23 protein-coding genes are annotated in these 23,726 nt (G+C 63.7%); 22 read left to right on the top strand and 1 reads right to left on the bottom strand.

Features of this window, described 5'->3' with window-relative positions:
* Positions 1–83: 83 nt before the first annotated feature.
* The 10 genes from IP92_RS12640 (at position 84) to IP92_RS12595 (ending at position 12,494) form a co-directional block, all read left to right on the top strand.
* Positions 84–2,309, top strand: a complete 2,226-nt coding sequence (locus IP92_RS12640) for a calcium-binding protein (RefSeq protein ID WP_145875295.1) — start codon at positions 84–86, stop codon at positions 2,307–2,309.
* A 366-nt stretch (positions 2,310–2,675) separates the two neighbouring features.
* Positions 2,676–4,217, top strand: coding sequence for a flagellin N-terminal helical domain-containing protein (locus tag IP92_RS12635; protein WP_145875293.1), 1,542 nt, complete (start codon positions 2,676–2,678; stop codon positions 4,215–4,217).
* 352 nt (positions 4,218–4,569) lie between these two features.
* Positions 4,570–6,117: a flagellin N-terminal helical domain-containing protein gene (locus tag IP92_RS12630; RefSeq protein WP_145875290.1), complete on the top strand. Its 1,548-nt coding sequence runs from the start codon at positions 4,570–4,572 to the stop codon at positions 6,115–6,117.
* Between the two features lie 78 nt (positions 6,118–6,195).
* Positions 6,196–6,567, top strand: a complete 372-nt coding sequence (locus IP92_RS12625; protein ID WP_145875287.1) for a flagellar protein FlaG — start codon at positions 6,196–6,198, stop codon at positions 6,565–6,567.
* Between the two features lie 165 nt (positions 6,568–6,732).
* Positions 6,733–9,399, top strand: a complete 2,667-nt coding sequence (fliD, locus tag IP92_RS12620; protein ID WP_229418744.1) for a flagellar filament capping protein FliD — start codon at positions 6,733–6,735, stop codon at positions 9,397–9,399.
* A 21-nt stretch (positions 9,400–9,420) separates the two neighbouring features.
* Positions 9,421–9,879, top strand: a complete 459-nt coding sequence (fliS, locus tag IP92_RS12615) for a flagellar export chaperone FliS (RefSeq protein WP_145875285.1) — start codon at positions 9,421–9,423, stop codon at positions 9,877–9,879.
* Between the two features lie 9 nt (positions 9,880–9,888).
* Positions 9,889–10,215 (top strand): flagellar protein FliT, encoded by a 327-nt coding sequence (locus IP92_RS12610; protein WP_229418743.1) that lies wholly within the window; start codon positions 9,889–9,891, stop codon positions 10,213–10,215.
* A gap of 17 nt (positions 10,216–10,232) precedes the next feature.
* Positions 10,233–11,387 carry a flagellar hook-length control protein FliK gene (gene fliK / locus IP92_RS12605; protein WP_145875283.1) on the top strand — a complete coding sequence of 385 codons (1,155 nt, stop codon included), beginning with the start codon at positions 10,233–10,235 and terminating at the stop codon, positions 11,385–11,387.
* Positions 11,377–11,733, top strand: coding sequence for an EscU/YscU/HrcU family type III secretion system export apparatus switch protein (locus tag IP92_RS12600; RefSeq protein ID WP_145875281.1), 357 nt, complete (start codon positions 11,377–11,379; stop codon positions 11,731–11,733). Before fliK ends, IP92_RS12600 begins: the two co-directional genes overlap by 11 nt.
* On the top strand, positions 11,733–12,494 hold the full coding sequence (locus IP92_RS12595; protein WP_145875279.1) for a flagellar brake protein: 762 nt from the start codon (positions 11,733–11,735) through the stop codon (positions 12,492–12,494). Before IP92_RS12600 ends, IP92_RS12595 begins: the two co-directional genes overlap by 1 nt.
* 81 nt (positions 12,495–12,575) lie before the next feature.
* Here IP92_RS12595 and fliE read toward each other — a convergent pair whose 3' ends face one another.
* Positions 12,576–12,917 (bottom strand): flagellar hook-basal body complex protein FliE, encoded by a 342-nt coding sequence (fliE, locus tag IP92_RS12590; RefSeq protein WP_145875277.1) that lies wholly within the window; start codon positions 12,915–12,917, stop codon positions 12,576–12,578.
* A 243-nt stretch (positions 12,918–13,160) separates the two neighbouring features.
* Between fliE and fliF the strand changes: the two genes are divergently transcribed.
* The 12 genes from fliF to fliQ all read left to right on the top strand — a co-directional run bounded on the left by fliF (position 13,161) and on the right by fliQ (position 23,724).
* Positions 13,161–14,879, top strand: a complete 1,719-nt coding sequence (gene fliF, locus IP92_RS12585; RefSeq protein ID WP_145875275.1) for a flagellar basal-body MS-ring/collar protein FliF — start codon at positions 13,161–13,163, stop codon at positions 14,877–14,879.
* Complete coding sequence (gene fliG / locus IP92_RS12580) at positions 14,872–15,870, top strand: flagellar motor switch protein FliG (protein WP_145875273.1); 999 nt, start codon at positions 14,872–14,874, stop codon at positions 15,868–15,870. The genes fliF and fliG overlap by 8 nt, the downstream gene beginning before the upstream one ends.
* A gap of 213 nt (positions 15,871–16,083) precedes the next feature.
* Complete coding sequence (locus tag IP92_RS12575; protein WP_145875270.1) at positions 16,084–16,770, top strand: flagellar assembly protein FliH; 687 nt, start codon at positions 16,084–16,086, stop codon at positions 16,768–16,770.
* A gap of 6 nt (positions 16,771–16,776) precedes the next feature.
* Positions 16,777–18,186: a flagellar protein export ATPase FliI gene (gene fliI / locus IP92_RS12570; protein WP_145875268.1), complete on the top strand. Its 1,410-nt coding sequence runs from the start codon at positions 16,777–16,779 to the stop codon at positions 18,184–18,186.
* A gap of 34 nt (positions 18,187–18,220) precedes the next feature.
* Positions 18,221–18,661, top strand: coding sequence for a flagellar export protein FliJ (gene fliJ / locus IP92_RS12565; protein ID WP_145875266.1), 441 nt, complete (start codon positions 18,221–18,223; stop codon positions 18,659–18,661).
* A gap of 32 nt (positions 18,662–18,693) precedes the next feature.
* Positions 18,694–19,941, top strand: coding sequence for a flagellar hook-length control protein FliK (locus tag IP92_RS12560; RefSeq protein ID WP_145875263.1), 1,248 nt, complete (start codon positions 18,694–18,696; stop codon positions 19,939–19,941).
* A gap of 136 nt (positions 19,942–20,077) precedes the next feature.
* Positions 20,078–20,596: a flagellar basal body-associated protein FliL gene (fliL, locus tag IP92_RS12555; protein ID WP_145875261.1), complete on the top strand. Its 519-nt coding sequence runs from the start codon at positions 20,078–20,080 to the stop codon at positions 20,594–20,596.
* Positions 20,597–20,611: 15 nt separating this feature from the next.
* Complete coding sequence (fliM, locus tag IP92_RS12550) at positions 20,612–21,595, top strand: flagellar motor switch protein FliM (protein ID WP_145875259.1); 984 nt, start codon at positions 20,612–20,614, stop codon at positions 21,593–21,595.
* Positions 21,596–21,632: 37 nt separating this feature from the next.
* Positions 21,633–22,049 (top strand): flagellar motor switch protein FliN, encoded by a 417-nt coding sequence (gene fliN / locus IP92_RS12545; protein WP_145875257.1) that lies wholly within the window; start codon positions 21,633–21,635, stop codon positions 22,047–22,049.
* Positions 22,050–22,054: 5 nt separating this feature from the next.
* Positions 22,055–22,714, top strand: a complete 660-nt coding sequence (gene fliO, locus IP92_RS12540) for a flagellar biosynthetic protein FliO (RefSeq protein ID WP_229418742.1) — start codon at positions 22,055–22,057, stop codon at positions 22,712–22,714.
* On the top strand, positions 22,704–23,447 hold the full coding sequence (fliP, locus tag IP92_RS12535; protein WP_145875253.1) for a flagellar type III secretion system pore protein FliP: 744 nt from the start codon (positions 22,704–22,706) through the stop codon (positions 23,445–23,447). Before fliO ends, fliP begins: the two co-directional genes overlap by 11 nt.
* Positions 23,448–23,454: 7 nt before the next feature.
* Entirely contained in the window at positions 23,455–23,724 is a 270-nt protein-coding gene (fliQ, locus tag IP92_RS12530; RefSeq protein ID WP_145875250.1) for a flagellar biosynthesis protein FliQ, read from the top strand.
* Positions 23,725–23,726: the final 2 nt, after the last annotated feature.

Genomic DNA, 23,726 nt, shown 5'->3' with positions numbered 1-23,726 from the left:
GCTCACCTCGGCTCTGCAAGCAGTACCGACCGCGCCGGATAGCGCGACAACGCTTCTTCAGTTAATGAAAGAAAGGACCTTGCATGGCTAACGCACGTACTACCCTCGCCGCGTCTTCGCAATTTGCCGCCCTTGCTACGGGGGTGCCGACCGAGGGGAATGATGTACTCAGTACGTCGGATACTATCGACGGGCTTGGCGGTAATGATTACCTCACCGGGACCACGGGTGCACAGCTGCTGATTGGCGGCAGCGGTAACGACACCTTAGAGGGTCTGCTTGGACCGGACACATTGGTGGGAGGCAATGGCGACGACCTATACCTACTCGGCCCTAACTCGGGGAAAGATATCATTGATAACTTCGATACGGATCCGAATAAGAACGATATCGTCTATCTGAAGGGCGTGGACGCTTCGAAGTTGACCCTTTTCCAGCGCCTCGGAAACGACCTGATCGTCAAATGGGGAACGGATCAATCGTTCACCTTGAAAGACGCATACCTCGGCGCGGAACACCAGATCACCGCGCTCAGGATGTACAAATTCCTTTCGACATCGGAAGAAGTCTACATTCCGATGCAGGCCCTCTTCGAGAACTACGGTATATCACTGACAGATGCGGACGATGTCCTTGGCCCGTCCGATCTGTCGGAACACATCTCCGCCGGTGCGGGCAATGACCTGATCGACATGGGGAGCGGAAATGATGCTCTCAGCGGAGGAACTGGCAACGATACGCTGACTGGAGGAACGGGCAATGACATTCTTTCCGGCGACGCCGGGAATGACGTTTTAGTCTTCCGCAAGGGTGATGGCAGCGACACCATCTCCGCAACAGACACGACGGCCGGCCACGTCGACATGATCAGATTCGAAGACGTTGCGTCGGATGGCTTGACTGCGGTGACATATCGAGGTGGAGATCTGATCTTGCGTTATGGCGATGCCGACGAGATCACGATCAAGCAGCAGTTCGGTTACGCAAATAGCGTCATTACACACCTACAATTCAGCGACGGCCAAACCCTGTCGATGGCCGATCTGTACACCCGCTATCCGATCCACTTATCCGATGCAGATGACAAAGCTAGTTTCACATACAATATGGCCGAAACCGTACTCAGCGGCGCGGGTAACGACACAGTGCTGACATTCGGTGGTGACGATGCGGTCTATGGCGAAGCCGGTAACGACGGCCTCACCGGCGGGGCCGGCAACGACAGCCTGTACGGCGGAATCGGCAACGACACGCTGATGGGCGAAAACGGCGATGACTGGCTGGACGGCGGCGCGGGCGATGACAGCATTGTGGCGGGCCTGGGCAACGATACTGTGGTGTTCCGCTCCGGCGATGGACAGGACATCCTGAACTGTGCGGACAACACGGCCGGGCGAGTAAAAACGCTCGTTTTTGAAGACATCGCCGCATCGTCCCTGTCATCGCTGCAACGAGTTGGTTCTAACCTGATCGTGAATTACACTGCCGCCGACAAGGTGACGATCTCCGGATTCTTTGGCGTCAACGGAGTATTCGATACCGTGCATTTCGCCGATGCGACTTGGAGCACGCAAGATATCCTCCACAACTACGTCATTGCGCTGACCACTGCCAACGACAACATGACATTCTCCGCATTCGACGAAATTGCCATGGGCGGCGCAGGCAACGATAGCCTCAGCGGCAATGGCGGCGCCGATCGACTGTACGGCGAAATCGGCAATGACACCCTGAATGGCGGTGCGGGTGCAGACGAATTGATTGGCGGCGTCGGGCTGGACTCGCTGCTGGGCGGCGCTGGCGACGATCAGCTGTCAGGCGAAAGCGACAGCGATTATCTTTTCGGCGAGGCTGGCAACGACTTGCTGCTGGGCGGCGATGGCAACGACTCGGTCAATGGCGGTGCCGACAACGATACGATGTACGGCGGCGCGGGCAACGACACGCTTGCCGGTACCGCCGGCGACGACGTCTACGTACTGCAGTTGGGTTCGGGCGTCGATACGATCAATGCAATCGACCCGACGGCGGGGCGTTTCGAGTCGCTGGTGTTCGAAGACATCCAGTTCAATCAGGTAAGGTCGATGACGAAAGTAGCGAATAACCTGGTGATCGCGTACGGCACCTCCGATCAAGTAACGGTCATGAGTCACTTTGCCGGGCCGAGCTACGCAATCAATGCTATCCAGTTCAGCGACGGCATCAACCATACCGTGGACGAATTGATGGCGGCGTTCTCGGGTGCCCGCATCGCGGCATCGGCTACCGAAGTCGTCGTGGTCGGAAGCCAGCTGGACTTTGCGATGTGACGATGATCTACTGAGCATTAGTCGACCAATGGGCGCTTCGGCGCCCTTTTTTTCATCAGAGGTGAGCGAAACATCGTCGCCCCACCCTCACGGCTGAGCAAAAGTGCCCCTGTCAAAGCCCCGAAATAAGGGCAAAAATCCCCTCTATTCTCCCTAAAGAACCGAAAAACCCTGCCGACAGAGCGCCCGCTGCACCCTCCACTTTAGGGCCGTAAGGCAAAATTTACCGCAAAAAAATCCCTAAAGGTTCCCGTACGGACACCGTTACCCAAAACAACAGCGGCTTGAGCGTCACAGGACAGCGTGGCGGGCCAAAGTGGACAGAGCAAATCGCCGAAATAGCAGTACCCGTTTTGGAGAATTACCATGGCTTCCGTCATCAACACCAACATCGCTTCCCTGAACTCGCAACGTAACCTGGCCGGTTCCCAGGGCGCCCTGTCCACCTCCCTGCAACGCCTGTCTTCCGGTCTGCGCATCAACAGCGCGAAGGACGACGCCGCAGGCCTGGCGATTTCGGATCGCATGAATTCTCAAATCCGTGGTATGACCCAAGCTGGCCGTAACGCGAACGACGGTGTCTCGCTGGCGCAAACGGCTGAAGGCGCCCTGGCTTCCTCCGGCGACATCCTGCAGCGTATCCGCGAACTGGCTGTGCAGTCGTCGAACAGCACCAACTCGGCTTCTGACCGTCAGGCACTGCAGACCGAGGTGAGCCAACTGTCGTCGGAACTGAACCGTATCGCCCAGACCACCACCTTCAACGGCCAGGCACTGCTGGACGGCACGATGGGTACCGCGAACTTCCAGGTCGGTGCCGATGCAAACCAGCTGATCTCGGCTTCGGGTGCGAACTTCCTGACGAACACGTACGGCGACAACCGGGTCGAAAACAGCCAGGTCGCTATCAAGGCCGACGGCACGTCCAGCGTCGTCGGCGGCCAGACGGTCGTCGTTTCCGGTGTGCGCGGTTCGTACACCTACACGACGGAAGCCAGCACCCCGAGCAAGGACACCGCGAAATCGATCGCTGCGGCGGTCAACAAGCAGACCGGCAACACCGGCGTGACGGCGGAAGCGCGTACCGACGTCAACCTGAAACTGCAGGGCGGCTCCTTCGAGTTCAAACTGACGGGCGACAACACGGCGGCGGGCGCCGACGTGAAGGTGTCGTTCTCGGTCGCTAACGACGGTTCCAGCGCGAGCGACTACTCGTCCGCGATCAACGCGATCAATGCGCAATCGGCAAAGACGGGCATCACCGCTCAGTACGACTCGGAAAACGGCGGCATGAAATTGACGCACGCCAGCGGTGCGGACATCTCCATCGAGAACACTGCGGCTTCCGCTGCCGGTGCGATGATGATGAACACCTATAACGAAACCGGCGGCCTAACAGACGACGATAACAACTCGGCAACGGCCTATCCGGGTGTCGATGTGGGCGCCGCACAGAAGTGGACGGCTAACGGCCGCGTCACGTTCGACTCGGAGAGCAGCTTCTCGGTCACGGATGCCGGTAGCGGCCTGGGCCTGGGCGCACGCGACGCCACCACGGGCGCGCCTGACGTCGCCGTGGGCGCATCCAAGCTGAAGTCGGTGTCCGACGTGGATGTCACCACGTTTGCAGGTTCGCAGTTGGCGATCAAGATTGCGGATGCCGCGCTGGCCGCCGTGAACACACAGCGCGCCGCTTTCGGTGCCCTGCAGTCCCGCTTCGCCTCGACGATCTCGAACCTGTCGACGACGACGGAAAACCTGTCGGCATCGAAGAGCCGTATCGTCGACACCGACTTTGCAGCTGAGACCGCCAGCATGACTCGCGGCCAGATCCTGCAGCAAGCCGGCACCGCGATGCTGGCCCAGGCGAACTCGCTGCCGAACGGCGTGATGAGCCTGCTGCGTTAAGCCTCGCTGCCTTAAAAGTATCAACTCCCCTGCCGGGCAATCGGCAGGGGAGTTTTTTTATGGGCGCGTCGTTTTCTAACAATATTTGGCATTTATTAATCAAACGCCCTGAAATTCAGAAATTTTTTACTTTTCCCACCCTAAAGTTTGCTGCTGAGTTGTCGTCTTATCGTCAAGCAACATGGAAACTGTAGGCTCGAACACGAAAATTTCCTAACAAAAATACCCTCAAGGTTCCTCTGTGGAAACCGTAACCCAAATCAACAGCGGCTTGATCGTCACGGAACAGCGTGACGGGCCAACGTGAAGAGCAAATCGCCAAACCAGCAGTACCAAGCATTGGAGTATTACCATGGCTTCCGTAATCAATACCAACGTCGCATCCCTGAACTCGCAGCGCAACCTGTCCTCGTCGCAATCCGCACTGTCCACATCCCTGCAACGCCTGTCCTCGGGTCTGCGTATCAACAGCGCCAAGGACGACGCGGCAGGCCTGGCTATTTCGGATCGGATGAATGCCCAGATCCGCGGCATGAACCAGGCGACCCGCAACGCGAACGATGGCGTGTCGCTGTCGCAAACCGCTGAAGGCGCACTGTCTTCGTCGGGCGACATCCTGCAGCGTATTCGCGAACTGGCGGTCCAGTCCTCGAACAGCACCAACTCCTCTTCGGACCGTCAGGCTCTGCAGACCGAGGTGACCCAGCTGTCGTCGGAACTGAATCGCATCGCCCAGACCACCACCTTCAACGGCCAGGCGCTGCTGGACGGCACGATGGGTACGGCGAATTTCCAGGTTGGCGCCGACGCCAACCAGCTGATCTCGGCATCGGGCGCGAACTTCCTGACCAACACCTACGGCAACAACCGCGTGGAAAACAGCCAAGTCACGATCAAGGCTGACGGCACGTCCAGCGTTGTCGGCGGCACCGCAGTGACGGTTTCCGGCGTGCGCGGTTCGTACACGTACACGACCCAGGGCACCGCTGGCGGCACGAGCACGGATACCGCTAAGTCGATCGCCGCAGCTGTCAACAAGCAGACCGGCAACACCGGCGTCACCGCAGAAGCACGTACCGACGTCAACCTGAAACTGCAAGGTGGTTCGTATGAGTTCAAGCTGACCGGCGACAACACCGCCGCAGGCAGCGACGTGAAAGTGTCGTTCTCGGTGGCCAACGACGGCAGCAACGCCAGCGACTACTCCGCCGGCATCAACGCGATCAACGCGCAATCGGCAAAGACGGGTATCACCGCCCAGTACGACTCGGAAAACGGCGGCATCAAGCTGACCCACGCCAGCGGTGCGGACATCGCCATCGAAAACACGTCGGCTGCGACCGCTGGCGCGATGATGATGAACACGTACAACGCGACCGGCGGCCTGACCGACGACGATAACAACTCGGCAACGGCGTACACGGGTGTCGACGTTGGCGCCGCGCAGAAGTGGACGGCCAACGGCCGCGTCACGTTCGACTCGGAATCCAGCTTCTCGATCACCGACGCCGGCTCTGGCTTGGGTCTCGGCGCCCGTGACGCGACGTCCGGTGCTCCGGCCACGACCATCGGCGCATCGAAGCTGAAATCCGTCTCGGAACTGGACGTGACCACGTTCGAAGGCTCCCAGCTGGCCATCAAGATCGCCGACGCAGCACTGGCGACCGTGAATACCCAGCGCGCCGCCTACGGTGCACTGCAGTCCCGCTTCTCGTCCGCGATCTCAAACCTGTCGGCAACGACGGAAAACCTGTCCGCGTCGAAGAGCCGTATCGTCGACACCGACTTCGCCGCAGAAACCGCAAGCATGACCCGCGGCCAAATCCTGCAGCAGGCCGGTACCGCGATGCTGGCCCAGGCGAACTCGCTGCCGAACGGCGTGCTGAGCCTGCTGCGTTAATCGCAGTAGTCCTTCGCTAAAAGCGATTCCCCGCCTGGATTTCCAGTCGGGGAATTTTTTGCATTTCAGGAGCCCATCATGACTATCGATACCCTGGGGTCGCTGGCCGGACCGCGGCCGAGCCTCGGCGCCACCGACAGCGCGCCGGCGCCGCAGCCGGCGAGCCGCGCTCCCGCGACGCCGACCGAGACCACCGCAGCGGTCACGGCAAAGGCCGAGACCGGGTCGATGGACGAGCTGAAGGATGCGATCGGCAAACTGAACGAATCGATGCAGGCGCAGTCGCAAAGCCTGGAATTTTCCATCGACGAGGACAGCAAGCGTACCGTCGTCAAGGTCGTCGACCTGGCCACCAAGGAAGTGGTGCGCCAGATCCCCACCGAGGAGGCATTGCAGATCGCCAAATCGCTGGACAAGTTCACCGGCCTGCTCATCCGTCAGCAAGCCTGACGCGTTGTCCCACTGCGCCGCCGCCCGGTCCCGGGCGGCGGCGCCTACCGCTTTGCGCTACCATCCCTTGCACCATCGACCGAACTGGTCGTTCTTTCCCCCTCTCAAGTCCCGTTTGATTCTGCCGATAATGACCTACATTATCGCTTTCTCAGGAGCAAAGCCGTGGCAACCATCACTACGAGTGGCAGCGTACTGGACGTCAACACGATCGTTTCACAGCTCATGGCTGTGGAGCAGGCGCCGCTCGCCAAGTTTGATCAGAAAACCGCTTCCTACCAGGCGACGCTGTCCGCGTACGGATCGCTCAGCGGGTCCGTAGGCGTGTTCCAGAGCGCTCTGGGCGGGTTGACCAATGCCAGCACATTCAAGGCGCTGACGGCCACCGCTGGCAATTCGGACATGCTCTCCGCGACGGCAAACAGCAAGGCGGCCTCCGGGAACTATCAGGTCAACGTTACTCAACTGGCGCAGGCGCAGACACTGACGACGAACGGGATCGCGAGCAGCAAAACGGCGATCGGGACCGGCAGCAAGACCACGCTCTTTTTCCAGTTTGGTAACACCGCCGGCAGTTATGGCATGAACGGCACTAGCCTCGACAGCACGGCGCTTGCCGGTGGCGTCAGCAATGGATCGCTGACGATCAACGGCAAGGCTATCGCCACCGGCAGCGCTACCAACAGCGCACGCGCGCTGGCTGAGGCGATCAATGCACAAAGCACCAGTACGGGCGTGACGGCCACCGCCACGGCTGCGGAAAGCTCAGCCACGTTGTTTGCCGGGTTCGGCCCGGTCAGCGTGACCGGCACTGGCACATACAAGCTTTCCGTTGGCGGAGTCGAGATCGCCGCCCAGGACGCGAACACGGCGCCGGGCGAAGAGATCACCGCGACATCGCTGGACGTGGCGCTCGGCGTCAACTCGCCCGTTCGCACGGCACTCTCCAATGCGGGTATTACGGTCACGGGCACTGCGGAAGCTGGGGACCTGAAGTTCACGCGCGCGGACGGCTCCAACCTCAACATCGATGAGGTCGTAACTGGCGACGTTGGCGAGGTGCAGGGCGGCATTGGCAAGGCGGCTGGGGAAGCGAACGGTGGATCCAGCCTGAAGATCGCGAGCAGCATCACGCTTACATCGAGCAATGGTTCGCCGATCACGGTGGGCGGCAGCAACCCCGCCGCCGCCGGCCTGACGGCTGGCACCGGCGGCAGCTACCTGTCGGGGGGGTTCACTCAGGATGCAACGATCGCCTCCGGCTCGGTCGTAATCGATTCGACCAACAACTCGCTCGAAGGCATCCGCGACGCGATCAACAAGGCTGGCATCGGCGTTTCCGCCAGTATCGTCAACGACGGCAGCGGCACGCCGTACCACCTCGTGCTGACGTCCGCCACGTCGGGCAACAAGGGCTCGATGAAGATCTCGCTGAGCGGCAGCGAAGGCGGCGATGCGGAAACGGCGTTGGCGGACCTGCTGGGCTACGACCCGGCAGGCGCGCAGAACATGAAGCAGACGTCCGCGGCCCAGGACACCAAGCTGACCGTAAACGGCATCGCTATCAGCAGCTCGTCGAGCAGCGTCAGCGAGGCGATCCAGGGCGTGACGATGAACGTCAAGCAGCTTGGCACGACGACGCTGTCCGTGAACCGGGATACCAACGCGCTGAAGACCAGCGTAACCTCGTTCGTCAAGGCGTACAACGACCTGAACTCGTCCCTGAAAAAACTGACGGGTTACGATGCGGAAACCAAGGTCGCCGGCCCACTGCAGGGCGACGCCGCTGCGCGTTCGGTCCAGTCGCAAGTGCGGCGCATGCTTGGCGCCTCGGTGAACGGCCTGTCCGGCAATCTCACCACGCTGGGCCAGATCGGCATCACGTTCGACAAGGACGGGACGTTGAAGCTGGACGACGCGAAGCTGGCCGGCGCCATCCAGAACAACTTCGACGATATCGCTGGGCTGTTCGCGGCAATCGGTACCAGTACCGACAATCAGGTCAGCTTCGTCAGTTCCACGGCAGCCACCAAGCCTGGCAAATACGACCTGAATATTACCCAGATGGCGACCCAAGGCAGCCTGAGCAGTGCAGCGGCCCTGGCCGGTCCGATCACGATCGCCGCCGACACCACCTGGGGCCTGACGCTAAATGACAGCAAGCCGCCGGTGGCGACCAATACGGCGACGGTAACGATCCCGGCGGGCACGTACAAAACGCCGGAGGAGTTCGCCAAGGTCTTGCAATCGTCCATCAACGGCACGGCCGCGTTCTCGAAACGTTCGGCCAGCGTCGCCGTGACGATCGACAGCGACGGCAAGCTGGTACTGTCGTCCACCAAATATGGTTCCGCATCGAACGTCGGCCTGACGAAACTGACGGGCACCGACATTGCGGACATCTTCGGCGGCACCACTCCCGTTGAAGGCCTGGACGTGGCCGGCACGCTTGGCGGCCACGCCGTTGTCGGCTCGGGCCAGACGCTGACCGGCAAGGGCGGCACCGACGTCGAAGGCCTGAAGATCGAAATCACCGGCGGCACCGTCGGCGACCGCGGCCAGGTCAGCTTCTCGCAGGGCTACGCCTATCAGCTGAACAACCTGGCGACGACGTTCCTCAGCAAGACCGGCCCGATCACCAGCCGCACCGACGGCATCAACAGCTCGATCAAGTCGATCGCCAAGCAGCGCGAGGCATTCGCCGACAAGCTGACCTCGATCGAAGCCCGCTATCGGGCACAGTATGCGAAATTGGACGCGACGCTCGCCACCATGCAGTCCACGTCCAGCTACCTGACCCAGCAACTGGCAGCCCTGGCCGCCAACAGCTAAAGCAACACAAGGAGAACCACCATGTTCGGAAGCCCCCAACGCGGCGTCAACGCCTACGCCAAGGTCGGCCTGGAAACGGGCATCGCGGCGGCGTCGCCGCACAAGCTGATCGTGATGCTGTACGACGGCGCGATCGTCGCGCTGATCAATGCGGCGAACCACATGAAGGCCGGCAATATCGAAGGCAAAGGCAAGGCCATCTCGCATGCGATCCAGATCATCGACAACGGCCTGCGCGCCAGCCTGGACAAGGAAGTCGGCGGCGAGATCGCGAAAAACCTCGATGCGCTGTACGAGTACATGAGCGCGCGGCTGCTGACTGCCAACCTGCAAAACCAGGTCGACATCCTGGACGAGGTGCGCGGCCTGTTGACCGACCTGCGCGATACGTGGAAACAGATCGGCGACGACGCGCAGCCCGCGGGCGGCGGTGCTCCGCTGGCGAACCAGAAACAATCCCCCGTCCTGGCGAGTGTATAAAAGATGACGATGACGAATCATGACGTGCTGTCCGTGTATGCGACGATGGGCGAGCTGACCAGCAAGATGGTCGCGGCCGCCAATGCTTCCGACTGGGAGCAGTTGCAGGCGCTGGAACTGGAAGTGACGGCGCACGTGGCCGTGCTGAAGGCCACCGAAGGCACGGTGCGGCTCGAGGGCGAGCAGCGCGCGCGCAAGGCATCGCTGATCAAGCAGATGCTGGACGACGACCGCAAGGTGCGCGACCTGATCACACCGTGGATGGCGCAACTGGCCAAGCTGATCAACAGCACCGGCACCGAGCGCCGCCTCGTCAACGCCTACGGCGGCGTGTGAGCCGGTAAGCCGTGCAGATGCGGCTCGATACGCCCGGGCTGCGGCCGCTGGGGCCGGGTGCCGGGCAAGCGGCCGCCGACCCGCGCCAGGCCGCGTTCCAGCGCGCATTGCAGCCGCTGGTGGGCCAGTCCGTACAGGGCGAGGTGCTGGCCAAGATGTCCGATGGCAGCTTCCTCGTCCGCGTGGCGGATACCAATGCACGCATGATGCTGCCCGAAGGCGCGGCGGTCGGCACGACGGTGCCGATGAACGTCGTCGCTGCGCAGCCGCGGCCCCTGCTGCAGGTCGGCACCGAACAGGCCCAGCCCGCGGTCGTCTACACGGCGCCCGGCGAGGCCGGCGCGGCGGCCAGCCAGGGCACCCAGGCCCGGCCGATGAGTGCCGCGGCCGTGCTGCTGAACAAGGCGCCGCTGGTCCCCGCCGACCAACTCCCCACCCTCGATAACAAGTCCGCCCAGGCCACGCTGAGCCCGGCCGCGCGGGCGATCGCTAGCGCGCTGACGCAGGCGTACTCCGCGCCCGGCGCGCCCGTGATCATCCAAGGCAAGAGCCCGCTCCTGGCGGCCGGCGCGCCGGAACCGGAACGGCTCGGCCAGGCACTGAAGAACGTGCTGGGCGAATCGGGCCTGTTCTACGAATCGCACGTGGCCGAATGGGCCGAAGGCAAGCGCAGCCTGCAGGACCTGGCGCGCGAGCCGCAGATGCAGCGCATGCCGGCAACCCAGGGCCAGTCCGATCCGCTCGGCCGGCTGCTGGGCGGGCCTGACCTGTCGGCCGCGCAGATGGTCAACCTGCAGCTGCACACGCAGGAACAGGGCAAGGTGCAGTGGCATGGCGAGGCATGGCCCGGCCAGAAGATGCAATGGGACGTCGAGCGCGAGGAGAACGAAGGCCGCTCCCGTGGCGGCCGCGACGAGGGCGAGGACAAGCCCGTCTGGCGCAGCGGCGTGCGCTTCGCGTTTCCGCTGCTGGGCAAGGTGGCGGCCAGCGTCACGCTGGTCGGCGACCAGGTGCACGTGACGATGCAGTCTGACACGGACGAGACGGCCGAGACGCTGCGGGCCTGGTCCGGCGCGCTGCAACAGGCGCTGGACGCGGCGGGCGCGCCGCTGTCGTCGCTGTCGATCGCGGCCCAGGTACCGCCGGCGGCCGAGGGTGGCGATGCAGCGTGACGACTTGCCGAAGCGGCCGCCGCAAAGCGCCGTCGCCCTCGCCTACAAGAACGGCTCAGGGGCGCCGAAGGTCGTCGCCAAGGGGCGCGGCCTGGTGGCCGAGCAGATCATCGCCGTCGCGGCCGAGGCAGGCGTCTACGTGCACGAGTCGAAGGAGCTGGTGTCGCTGCTGATGGACATCGACCTGGACCGGCAGATCCCGCCCACACTCTACCGTGTCATTGCCGAACTGTTGGCCTGGCTTTATCATATTGAATCGGCGAAAAAGTCGGGAGAGGCGCCTCCGCCGCCGCCCGACACCGCCAACCTCATCACCACCTCTACCACCTCAAGCGACGAACCCTGATGCAACCCTTCATCTCCAACGCGGACGCGGAAAACTGGCACGATTACGAGGTGGGATCGCGCCGTGAAGTCCTTGCGCTGCTGCGCAATATCTCCGACCAGAAACAGCTCGTCCGCATGGCCGTGCAAGACGGCGCCGCCGTAGCGGTCACGGCTATCCTCGATGTCGACGGCGACACCGACACGGTTCTGCTGGACCGCCCTGTGGATCAGGAACAGGTGCAGCGGCTGCTGGCCGGCGCTACGCTGTCGTTTGAAACGTCGCTGGACAAGATCCGCATCTTCTTCTCCGCGGACCGGGTGCAGCCGGCGCTGCACCAGGGTCAGCCGGCGCTGAAAATGCGCGTGCCCGCCAGCGTGATCCGCCTGCAGCGGCGCGAGTTCTACAGGATGCAGACGCCGCTGACGAACCCCGTGCGTGTGACGATCCCGCTGCCGCCCGAACTGGGCGACGGCGTCGCGGTGTTCCCGCTGGCCGACATCAGCGTCGGCGGCATCGCGATCATCGACAACCACTTCGTGCTGGGCGACACGATCGGCAGGAACTACCCGGAATGCCGGATCGAGCTGCCCGACCTGGGCAACGTGACGACGGGCCTGCAAATCCGCAACTCGCACGACCTGACCATGTTGAACGACAAGACCAACCGCCGGCTGGGCTGCCAGTTCATCGACATGGGCCGCGGCTCGGCCGCCGCCGTGCAGCGCTACATCACGAAGCTGGAGCGGGAGCGGAATGCGCGGATTGCGGGATTAGGGTGAGGTAGGGGTTTCGCGGAGCACTGCTCCGCGCCTGCCGAACGACGCGGCCATGCAGGGCCGCGGCTGGGACAGGCGAGCCCCTTACACCTGCATATTCATGATGTCCGAATAAGCCTGCACCAGCTTGTTCCGCACCTGCACGGTGGCCTGGAAGTTGATGCTGGCTTTCTGCATCGAGATCATCACGTCCGAAAGGTTCACCGAGTCGTCGCCCATCTGGAAGCGCTTGGACAGCGCTTCGGCCTTGTTCTGGCTTTCCGCCACCGAATCGAGCGCGCCCTTCAGCGCGTTCGAGAAATCGACCTTCGCGGCCGGCTGCTCCGTCTGGATCGCCGGCACCGCCGCTTCCGGGCGCGTCGCCGCCGCCCGCAGCTGGGCGATCATCGCCTGGATCTGGCTGCTGTCGATACCGCCTGTTCGCATCGTTTACTCCATTCTGTTGCTGTAGCGGAACAGATCTGAAGGGAACATGCCCTTGCCGCGCTACAATAGTCATCTGGAGCCGGTCGTGGTGCCGGTTCCTTTTGTCACCCTTGCAGAATACCAGTGCGGGCGCCAGCGGCAGCTTCGAGCAGGCCCGGAAAGGCGCTTCTATTCAAGGGATCGAATGACGCGCCGCAACTCGATAATGTGACGGACGACATTAACGTTCCCGGAAAATCACCCATGGCAGCTGCCGCCGAACAACTCGAGATCGACGCCCCCGCCGGGGCGGAGGAAAAAGTTCCGTTTTATAAGACGCCGATGGGCAAGAACATCGTGCGTGGCGCCGCCGTGGCCGGCATCCTGGCGCTGATCTTGATCGTCTGGCTGTGGCAGAAGCAGCCGTCGTACAAGGTGCTGTTCTCGAACTTTTCGGACCGCGACGGCGGCGCCATCACGGCCGCGCTGGACCAGATGCAGGTGCCGTACAAGTTTTCCGAAGGCGGCAATGCGATCCTGATTCCGGAAGAGCAAGTCCATACCGTGCGGCTGCGTCTCGCATCGCAGGGGCTGCCGAAAGGCGGCAACGTCGGCTTCGAGCTGATGGAAAACCAGAAGCTGGGCATTTCCCAGTTCCTCGAACAGGTCAATTACCAGCGCGCGCTGGAAGGCGAACTGGCCAAGTCGATCGAGTCGCTCGGCAGCGTGCAGAGCGCGCGCGTGCACCTGGCGATGCCGAAGCCTTCCGTGTTCGTGCGCGAGCAGCAGAAGCCGACGGCGTCCGTCGTGCTGACCCTGCACCCGAACCGCGCGATCGATCCGGGCCAGGTCAGCGCGATCGTGCACCTGGTGGCATCGTCCGTGCCGGAGCTGATGCCGGCCAACGTCACCGTCGTCGACCAGCAAGGCAACCTGCTGTCGGACCAGAACAAGGACAGCAAGACGGCGATCAAGAGCCTCGATGCGACCCAGCTGAAGTATGTGCAGGAGTTGCAGAACCAGGTCATCAAGCAGGTCGAGAACATCGTCAAGCCGATCGTCGGCGAAGGCAATGTGCGCGCCGAAGCGGTGGCCGACGTCGACTTCTCCGCCGTCGAACAGGCCGCCGAATCGTACAAGCCGAACTCGTCCCCTGCCCCGTCGGCGATCCGCAGCCAGCAAAGCAGCGAGACGGTCGGCAATGCTAACGGCAATCCGAATGGCGTGCCGGGCGCCCTGTCGAACCAGCCGCCCGGCACGGCCACCGCACCGCTGGCGACGACGCCACCGGGCGAAGCGCCGCCGCCGGGCACCGTGCCCGCCGGCACGGGCACGGCCGGCCAGCCGGGCCACAAGGAATCGACGACCAACTACGAAGTCGACAAGACCGTGCGCTACGAGCAGAAGGCCATCGCCGGCCTGAAGCGCATGACGGTCGGCGTTGTGGTCAACTACCGGCGCATCGTCGATGCGAACGGCAAGGTCACCGTGAAGCCGCTGACGACGGAGGAAATGGCCAAGATCAACAGCCTGGTGCGCGAAGCGATGGGCTACAACCAGGACCGCGGCGACTCCGTCAGCGTGGCGAACGCGCCGTTCGACGGCATCGACAAGCCGGCCGAGCCGGCGCTCGACTGGTGGCGCGATCCGGCCAACCTGCCGATGGCGAAGGAACTGGCGAAGTTCCTGATCGTGGCGCTGATCCTGTTGTACATCGTGCTGCGCGTGGTGCGTCCGATGATGCGGCCCGTGTTCAAGAAAATCGACGAGATCAATGCGCCGGAACCTGAACCCGAAGAGGAAATCGTCGAGGAGCCGGCCGGCCCGACGGAAGAGGAACTGCTCGCGCAGCAGATGGCCGAACTGGACGAGAAAACGGCGCGGACGTACCGCGACAACCTCGCGTTGGCGAAGAAACTGGCTGCGGAGGATCCGCGGATCGTCGCCAACGTGATCAAAGCATGGATAGGCAACAATGACTGAGAATACCGGACTGCAGAAAGCGGCGATCCTGATGCTGGCGCTGGGCGAGGCCGAGGCGGCCGAGGTGATGAAGTTCCTCGGCCCCCGCGAGGTGCTGAAGCTGGGCGCGGCAATGGCCACGATGAAGGGCATCCCGCACGAGCAGGTCGTCTCCGTGCTGGACGACTTCCGCGACGAAACAGCGGCCGCCTCCACCGTGGGCCTGGATTCGGACGAGTACATCCGCCAGGTGCTGACCAAGGCGCTGGGCGACGACAAGGCGTCCGTGCTGCTGTCGCGCATCCTGGGCGGCAAGGACGCGTCCGGCATCGAAAGCCTGAAGTGGATGGACTCGCCGTCCGTCGCCGAGCTGATCCGAAACGAACACCCGCAGATCATCGCGACGATCCTCGTGCACCTGGAGCGCGACCAGGCTTGCGAGATTCTGGGATACTTCACAGACCGCCTGCGCAACGACGTGGTGCTGCGGATCGCAACGCTGGACGGCGTGCAGCCGGCCGCGCTGCGCGAGCTGAACGACGTGCTGACCAAACTGCTCTCGGGTAACGAGAACATCAAGAAGTCCACCCTGGGCGGCGTGCGTGCCGCGGCCGAGATCCTGAACTTCATGAGCGGCGAGCAGGAAAATTCCGTCATGGAGAACATCAAGAACTACGACAACGACATGGCGCAGCAGATCATGGACGAGATGTTCGTGTTCGACAACCTGATCGACATCGACGACCGCGGCATCCAGCTGCTGCTGCGGGAAGTGCAGTCGGAGATGCTGATCATCGCGCTGAAGGGCGCGTCGCAGGAGCTGCGCGAGAAGATCTTCAAGAACATGTCCGCCCGCGCCAGCGAGATGATGCGCGAGGACCTGGAGTCGAAAGGGCCGGTGCGGTTGTCCGAGGTGGAGACGCAGCAGAAGCAGATCCTGCAGATCGTGCGCCGCCTCGCCGACGAAGGCCAGATCGTCCTGGGTGGCAAGGGCGAAGACTCGTTCGTGTAACAATCATCCAAAAGCAGGAAGGACTACCCAAGGTTGCAAAACAACCAAAACGCCACGCCGGGACAGTCTCCTGTTGTTTTTTTCAACCGGGGACTGTCCCTGGTGTTGTTTTGAGACCAGCTCAGGCATAGGTAGAGAGGTAAGGACTTGGCGAATTTTCCGAAAGATGCGCAACCGGCGTTCCAGCGCTGGGAGCTGAAATCGTTTGGTGACATGCGGCCCAGCACCCTGGCGGCGCGCGAGCGGGCCGAAGCCGAGGAGCGCGCACGGGCCGAAGCGGCGGCCGCTGCCGAGGCGGCGGCGCGCCAGGCCGAGTACGAAGCAATGATGAACACCCCTCCCCCGCCGGAATATCCGACCGAGGAGGAACTCGCGGCGATCCGCGAGGAAGCCCGCCAGCAGGGTTACCAGGAAGGCTACGAGCAGGGCCACCGGGCCGGCGAGGACGAAGCCATCCGCGAAGGCGAGGAAGCGACGAAGGCCGCGCTGGCGCCGCTGGCCAACCTGGCCGGCCACTTCGCCGAGGCGCTGCGTGGCGCGGACCAGCTCGTTGCGAACGACGTGCTCGACCTCGCGCTGCACCTGGCCCGCAACATGCTCAAGCAAGCGCTGCCGGCGCGCCCGGAACTGATCATCCCGATCGTGCAGGATGCGATCGCCTACCTGCCGTCGATGCAGAAGCCGGCGATGCTGATGCTCAATCCGGAGGATGCCGCGATCGTGCGCAACGCCATCGGCGAAGAGCTCGACAAGGGCGGCTGGTCCGTCATCGACGATGCGTCGATCGAACGGGGCGGCTGCAAGATCGATACGCCGAGCAACCAGATCGATGCGCAGGTGCAGGCGCGCTGGGCGCGGCTGGCGCATGCCGTCGGCAAGAACCTCGACTGGCTGGAGTAAGCCCGAATGGATACCCAGGTACAGGGACCGGAGCAGCATGCGCAACGCTGGCGCTCGTATCTGAACGATTGCGCCACGTTGCTCGATTTCGTGGAGCCGATGCAGGTGTCCGGCCGCGTCACGCGCGTGGCCGGCCTCGTGATGGAAGCGGTCGGCCTGCGCCTGGCCGTCGGGGCCGCCTGCACGGTGCCGCTGCCGGCGGGCGGCAAGGTCGAGGCCGAAGTGGTCGGCTTCGAGGGCGACCGCCTGTTTCTGATGCCGCAGAGCGACGTCGAAGGCATCGTGCCGGGCACGCGCGTGTTCCCCATCGAACCATCGATCCCGAAGCCGGGCTCCGTCACGCACCCGCGCCGCCGCACCAGCGACCGCGCGCGCCAGCTGCCGGTCGGCATCGAGCTGCTGGGCCGCGTCGTCGATGCGGCCGGCCGGCCGCTGGACGGGCTCGGCCCCATCCACACGAGCGATTCCGCACCGATCAACGTGCGCCCCGCCAACCCGCTGGGCCGGGCGCCGATCGTCGAAACGCTGGACGTGGGTGTACGCTGCATCAATGCGATGCTGACGGTGGGCCGCGGCCAGCGGATGGGCCTGTTCGCGGGTTCCGGCGTCGGCAAGTCCGTGTTGCTCGGCATGATGGCGCGCTACACGGAGGCGGACGTCATCGTCGTCGGGCTGATCGGCGAACGGGGCCGCGAAGTCAAGGAGTTCATCGAACACATCCTCGGCGAGGAAGGCCTGGCGCGCTCCGTTGTCGTCGCCGCGCCGGCCGACACGCCGCCGCTGATGCGGATGCAGGGCGCCGCCTATTCGACGGCCATTGCCGAGCACTTCCGCGACAAGGGCCAGAACGTGCTCTTGATCATGGACTCGCTGACGCGCTACGCGATGGCACAGCGCGAGATCGCGCTGGCCATCGGCGAACCGCCCGCCACCAAAGGCTATCCGCCGTCCGTGTTCGCCAAGCTGCCGGTGCTGGTGGAACGCTCGGGCAACGGCGAGGAAGGCGGCGGCTCGATCACGGCGTTCTACACGGTGCTGACGGAAGGCGACGACCAGCAGGACCCGATCGCCGATTCCGCGCGCGCGATCCTGGACGGCCACATCGTGCTGAACCGGCGCCTGGCCGAGGCCGGCCACTACCCCGCCATCGACATCGAGCAGTCGATCAGCCGGGTGATGCACTCGATCACGTCGCACGAACACCAGAACCAGGCCCGCCGCCTGAAGCAATTGTTCTCGCGCTACGAGCGCAGCCGCGACCTGATCGCCGTCGGCGCCTACACGCCGGGCACCGACCCGACGCTGGACCAGGCCATCAAGCTGCACGAGCGCATCGAGCACTTCCTGCAGCAACGGATCACGGAACGGGTCGACATGCCCGAGAGCTTGGGGCAATTGGCCACGCTGTTCGACTGATTGAACTGCCGGGCACTCCGTATAATTTTGCATCATGGCCTCGACATCCCAACTTGACACCCTGATCGACCTGGCGCGCCGCGAAACGGACGACGCAGCCAAGCGCCTGGGCGCGGCCCTGAAAGCCGTCAGCGACGCGGAGGAAAAGCTGAACATGCTGATCGGTTACCGGGACGAGTACAGCCGCAAGTTCCAGGCATCGCAACAGGCCGGCATCACGCCGATGGCTTACCGCAATTTCCAGGCCTTCATGGAAAAGCTCGACAGCGCGATCCATGGCCAGGAAGAAGTGCTGCGTCACACGCAAAAGCGCGGTGACCAGGAAAAAGCCACGTGGCAGGCCGCCGAACGCAAGCGCATGTCGTACTCGACCTTGCGTGACCGCGAGGCGGCGAAACAGCAGAAGCTGGAAGCCAAGCGCGACCAGAAGGCGATGGACGAGCACGCGTCGCGCCAGGCCTTCTTCCGGCGCTGAACGCGCCTCAACCCACGATCTCACAGGCCGTCATGCAGACCCAGTCCATCCAGCTCAATCAACTGAACAACAGCCAGCCGGCGCCGAAGAACGCCGCGCCCGCCAACGACGAGTTCAAGCAGGCGCTGTCGCGCGAAATGGACCGTGCGCCCGTGTGCTCGGCGCCGGAACCCGCGCCGGCGCCTGCCGCGAAGAACCCGCAGCCGTCGAAACAGGTCGCCAAGCCGGCCCAGCAGGCCAAGCCCGCCCAGGGCCAGCAAGCTCAGCAGGCTGACGATGCCGCCGCACCGGCGGATGCCCAGGCGCAGGCCACCGACACAGCCACCCCGGCCGACGCCACGGCTGCTACCGCCAAGCCGGCCGACGCGGACACGGAAGCAGCGCAGGATGAAGCCACCGCGGCAGCCGCAGCCGATCCGATGGCCAGCATGCTGGCGATGCTGGCCGCGTACAACCACCTGAACACGGAGAAAGCGGCGCCGGCCGAGGCACGCCCGGCCGCGGCCACCGATGCGGCCGCGCTGGCCGCGCTGCAGACGGATGCGGCCGGCAAAGGCGCCGCCGTCGATCCGGCCGCCACCGACCTGGCTGCCGACGCGCATGCCGCCAAGGGCAAGCCGGACGGCACGACCACGCTGCAACAGGCGCTGACCGAGAAAACGGACGCCGAACGGCTCGGCAAGCTGGCCGACAGCAAGGAAGGCATCAAGCTCACCTCGAACCAGAAGGCCGAGGCCTTCGCCGCCAAGCTTGCCTCCGCGGCGCCGGCGCCGCAACCGGTGCTGCCGCAGTCCGCCCAGGCGCTGGCCGCCACGGTGCAGGCCGCGGACATGGTCGCCACCAACCAGCTGCAGGCCAGGGTCGGTTCGAATGCGTGGGAACAGCAGCTGGGCCAGAAAGTCGTGTGGATGGTGGCAGGCGGCGACCAGAGCGCGTCGCTGACGTTGAACCCGCCGGACCTGGGGCCCATGCAGGTCGTGCTGAACGTGTCGAACGATTCGGCCAGCGCCACCTTCACGGCGCACCAGCCGGAAACCCGCCAGGCCATCGAGAACGCGCTGCCGAAGCTGCGTGAAATGATGAGCGAAGCGGGCATCCAGCTGGGCAATGCCACCGTGTCGGCCGGCACGCAGGACCAGCAGCACGCGTTTGCCGAACAGGCCCGCCGCGCCAGTGGCGGCGGCCGCGGCCTCGGCAATGGCGCCGACGCCGGCCAGCAGGACACCCCGCAGCCCGTGATCCGGCGCTCCGTGCTGGGCGCGGTCGACACCTTCGCCTGATTCCGTACCGTCGAACGGATGAGCTGGCGGACCTTCCGCCCGCTGTTCCGTGTATGCTGACGCGCGGCCTGTGCCGATAATGACATAATGGCGGCTCGTATCGAGCAGCAAGGTAGAGTTGAAAGCGAATCCAAAGATGAAAGCTGACGCGAAGGCAGAAGCGGCGCCCGCCGGTGGCGGCAAGAAAAAACTGGTCATCATCCTCGTGGCCGTGCTGATCCTCGTGCTGGGCGGGGGCGGCGCTGCCGCGTTCTTCCTGATGAAGGGGCATGCGTCGGACAGCGACCACGAGGAAGAAGTAGTGAAAACGAAGAAAAAGAAGAAAAAGCACGACGAAGGCCCGCCCGTCTACGTGCCGGTCGAACCGTTTACCGTGAACCTGCAGCCGGAAGAAGGCGAACAATACCTGCAGCTTGCATTCACACTGCAGGTGCCGGATGCCGAGCAGAGCGAGGTCATCAAGAACAATATGCCAAAGGTGCGCAGCCGCATCCTGTTGCTGCTATCCTCCAAGAAAGCATCGGAAATCAACACGCCGGAAGGCAAGCAGCACCTGGCCAAGGAGATCCTGGAGCAAGTGAACGAGCCGTTCCAGGATCGGGGTGACGAACAGGAAGTCACGGAAGTATTGTTTACGTCGTTTATCATCCAATAAGCATTCAGTCGAGTCATGGCGGATAACTTTCTCTCCCAGGAAGAAGTCGATGCCCTTCTGAAGGGCGTCAACGGCGACCAGGACGACGTCGCCGCGCCCGAGGAAGTCGCGGGAGTCAGAACCTACAACCTGGCAACCCAGGAGCGCATCGTGCGCGGCCGGATGCCGACGTTGGAGATCATCAACGAGCGCTTCGCGCGCCTGTTGCGGGTCGGCCTGTTCAACTTCCTGCGCCGCAGCGCGGAGGTGTCGGTCGGTTCGGTGCGCGTATCGAAGTACAGCGAGTTCATCCGTAACCTGGTCGTGCCGACGAACCTGAACCTGGTGCACATGAAGCCTCTGCGCGGCACGGCGCTGATGGTGTTCGATCCGGGCCTCGTGTTCCTGCTGGTCGATAACCTGTTCGGCGGCGACGGGCGCTTCCACACCCGCGTCGAAGGCCGCGATTTCACGGCGACGGAGCAGCGCATCATCCTGCGCATCCTCGATATCGTGTTCGAGGCGTACACGAAGTCATGGGAACCCGTGTTCCCGGTCGAGTTCGAATACATCCGCTCGGAGATGAACACGCAGTTCGCCAACATCGCCACGCCGAACGAAGTGGTGGTGGCGTCGACGTTCACGGTGGAACTGGGCTCGGTGTCGGGCCAGATCCACTTCTGCATGCCGTATTCGATGATCGAGCCGATCCGCGATGCGCTGACGTCGTCGCTGCAGGGTGAGGCGCTGGAAGTGGACAAGCGCTGGATCCGCCTGATGACGCAGCAGATCCAGATCGCCGAAGTGGAACTGGTGGCGACACTGGGCACGGCGAAGGTGAACTTCGACGATATCCTGAACATGAAGGTGGGCGACATCATCCCTTTGAGCATTCCGGAAACCGTGGAAGCCACCGTGGACGGCGTGCCGGTGCTCGATTGCACGTACGGCGTCCTGAACGGACAATACGCGCTGAAGGTCGAGCGGCTGCTCGCCAACAGCGACAATCTCAGTAAGTAACTCGGCAAGTAACTCAGCAAGCAAGCAGGAGCACATCATGGCGGACAATCAAGACGACCAAAGCCTCGACGACGATTGGGGCGCGGCGATCGCCGAACAGGCGAAGGCCGAGGCCGAGGCGCTGCAGAAGGAAGCCGCCACGGCCGCCGTGTTCAAGGATTTCTCGAAGACGGCGACCAAGACGGAAACCCATAACGACATCGACTTCATCCTCGACATCCCCGTCCAGCTGACGGTGGAACTGGGTCGCACGAAGATCGCCATCAAGAACCTGCTGCAACTGGCGCAGGGCTCGGTGGTCGAGCTCGACGGCCTGGCCGGCGAGCCGATGGACGTGCTCGTGAACGGCTGCCTGATCGCCCAAGGCGAGGTGGTGGTCGTCAACGACAAGTTCGGTATCCGCCTCACCGACATCATCACGCCGTCGGAACGCATCCGCAAACTGAATAAATGATTTACATGAAGCGTGCTTCCGTTTCCGCCGTGCTTGCCGCGCAGCTCTTCGGCGCTGCGCTGGCCGGTCTCCTTGCGCTGCCTGCGCAGGCCCAGCAATCCGCACAATCCCCGACCACTCCCGTCGTCACCAACCCCACCAACCGCACCGTGGCGCCCGTGAAAGCGGGCGAGCCCGCGACGACGGTACCGGCCGATGCGCCGGCGCCGGACGCGGTCGAGCCGGCCACGGCCACGCCGCCTGCGGCGACACCGGAACAACAGGCCGCGCTGGCCGGCGCCCGTTCGAATGCGCCCGCGCAGCTGGCGAATGCGCCGACCGCCGCGGGCAGCCTCGTGCAGACGGTCGTCGCGCTCGTGTTCGTGCTGGCGATCCTCGTCGGCCTCGCGTGGATGCTCAAGCGCTTCGGACCGCGGACCATCACCGGCGGCACCGCCGTCAAGCTCGTCGGCGCCCTGTCGGTCGGGGCGCGCGAACGCATTCTCGTCGTCGAGGTCGGCGACCAGTGGATCGTTGTCGGCGCATCGCCGGGCCGGATGAACGCGCTGGCCACGCTGCCGCGCCAGCAGGCCGATCCCGCCGACCTGGCCGGGCAGCAGCCGCTGCCGGCCACCAATTTCTCGGAATGGTTCAAACAAACCATCGAAAAACGTAATGGCAAGTAAATCGACGCGCGCGCTGGCCGCGTGCGGCTTGCTGCTGCCTTTGCTGGCCGCCGCCGAGCCGACCATTCCCGCCTTCACCAGCGCCCCCGCCCCCGGCGGCGGCACCCAGTACGGGCTGACGCTGCAGACGCTGATCCTGATGACGGCGCTGACGTTCCTGCCCGCCGTGCTGCTGATGATGACGGGCTTTACCAGGATCGTGATCGTGCTGTCGCTCCTGCGCCAGGCGATGGGCACGCAGACGGCGCCGCCGAACCAGGTGATGGTGGGCCTCGCGCTGTTCCTGACGTTCTTCGTGATGGGCCCCACGTTCGACCGCATCTACACGGAAGCGTGGCAGCCGCTGCAGACGAACCAGATCACGATGCTGCAGGCGATCGACAAGGGTTCGGCGCCATTGAAGAGCTTTATGCTCAAGCAGACGCGGCAGGCTGACCTGGCGCTGTTCGTCAAGATTTCGCGCAGCCCCGCGCTGCAGGGCCCGGAAGACGTGCCGATGCGCATCCTCGTGCCGGCCTTCATCACGAGCGAACTGAAGACGGCGTTCCAGATCGGCTTTGCGATCTTCATTCCGTTCCTGATCATCGACATGGTGGTGGCCTCCGTGCTGATGTCGATGGGCATGATGATGATGTCGCCGGCCGTGATCTCGCTGCCGTTCAAACTGATGCTGTTCGTGCTCGTCGACGGCTGGCAACTGCTGCTGGGCTCGCTGTCCCAGAGTTTCTACTAGGAAGACCATGACGCCGGAAACCGTGATGACGATGGGCCGCCACGCGATGGAGGTAACCTTGATGGTGGCCGCGCCGCTGCTGCTGGTGGCGCTCGTGATCGGCCTCGTCGTGTCGATCTTCCAGGCCGCCACGCAGATCAACGAATCGACGCTGTCGTTCATCCCGAAACTCGTCGGCGTGTTCGTCGCGCTTGTCGTGGCCGGGCCGTGGATGATCTCCGTGATGACCGACTACATGCGCGAGATCTTCGGCGGCATCCCGAACCTCGTCGGCTGACA

Source organism: Pseudoduganella flava, from assembly GCF_007830495.1.
GTDB lineage: Bacteria > Pseudomonadota > Gammaproteobacteria > Burkholderiales > Burkholderiaceae_D > Rugamonas > Rugamonas flava.
The sequence above is the reverse complement of the archived record's forward strand: the minus strand, read 5'-3'. Positions and strand labels throughout refer to the sequence as shown.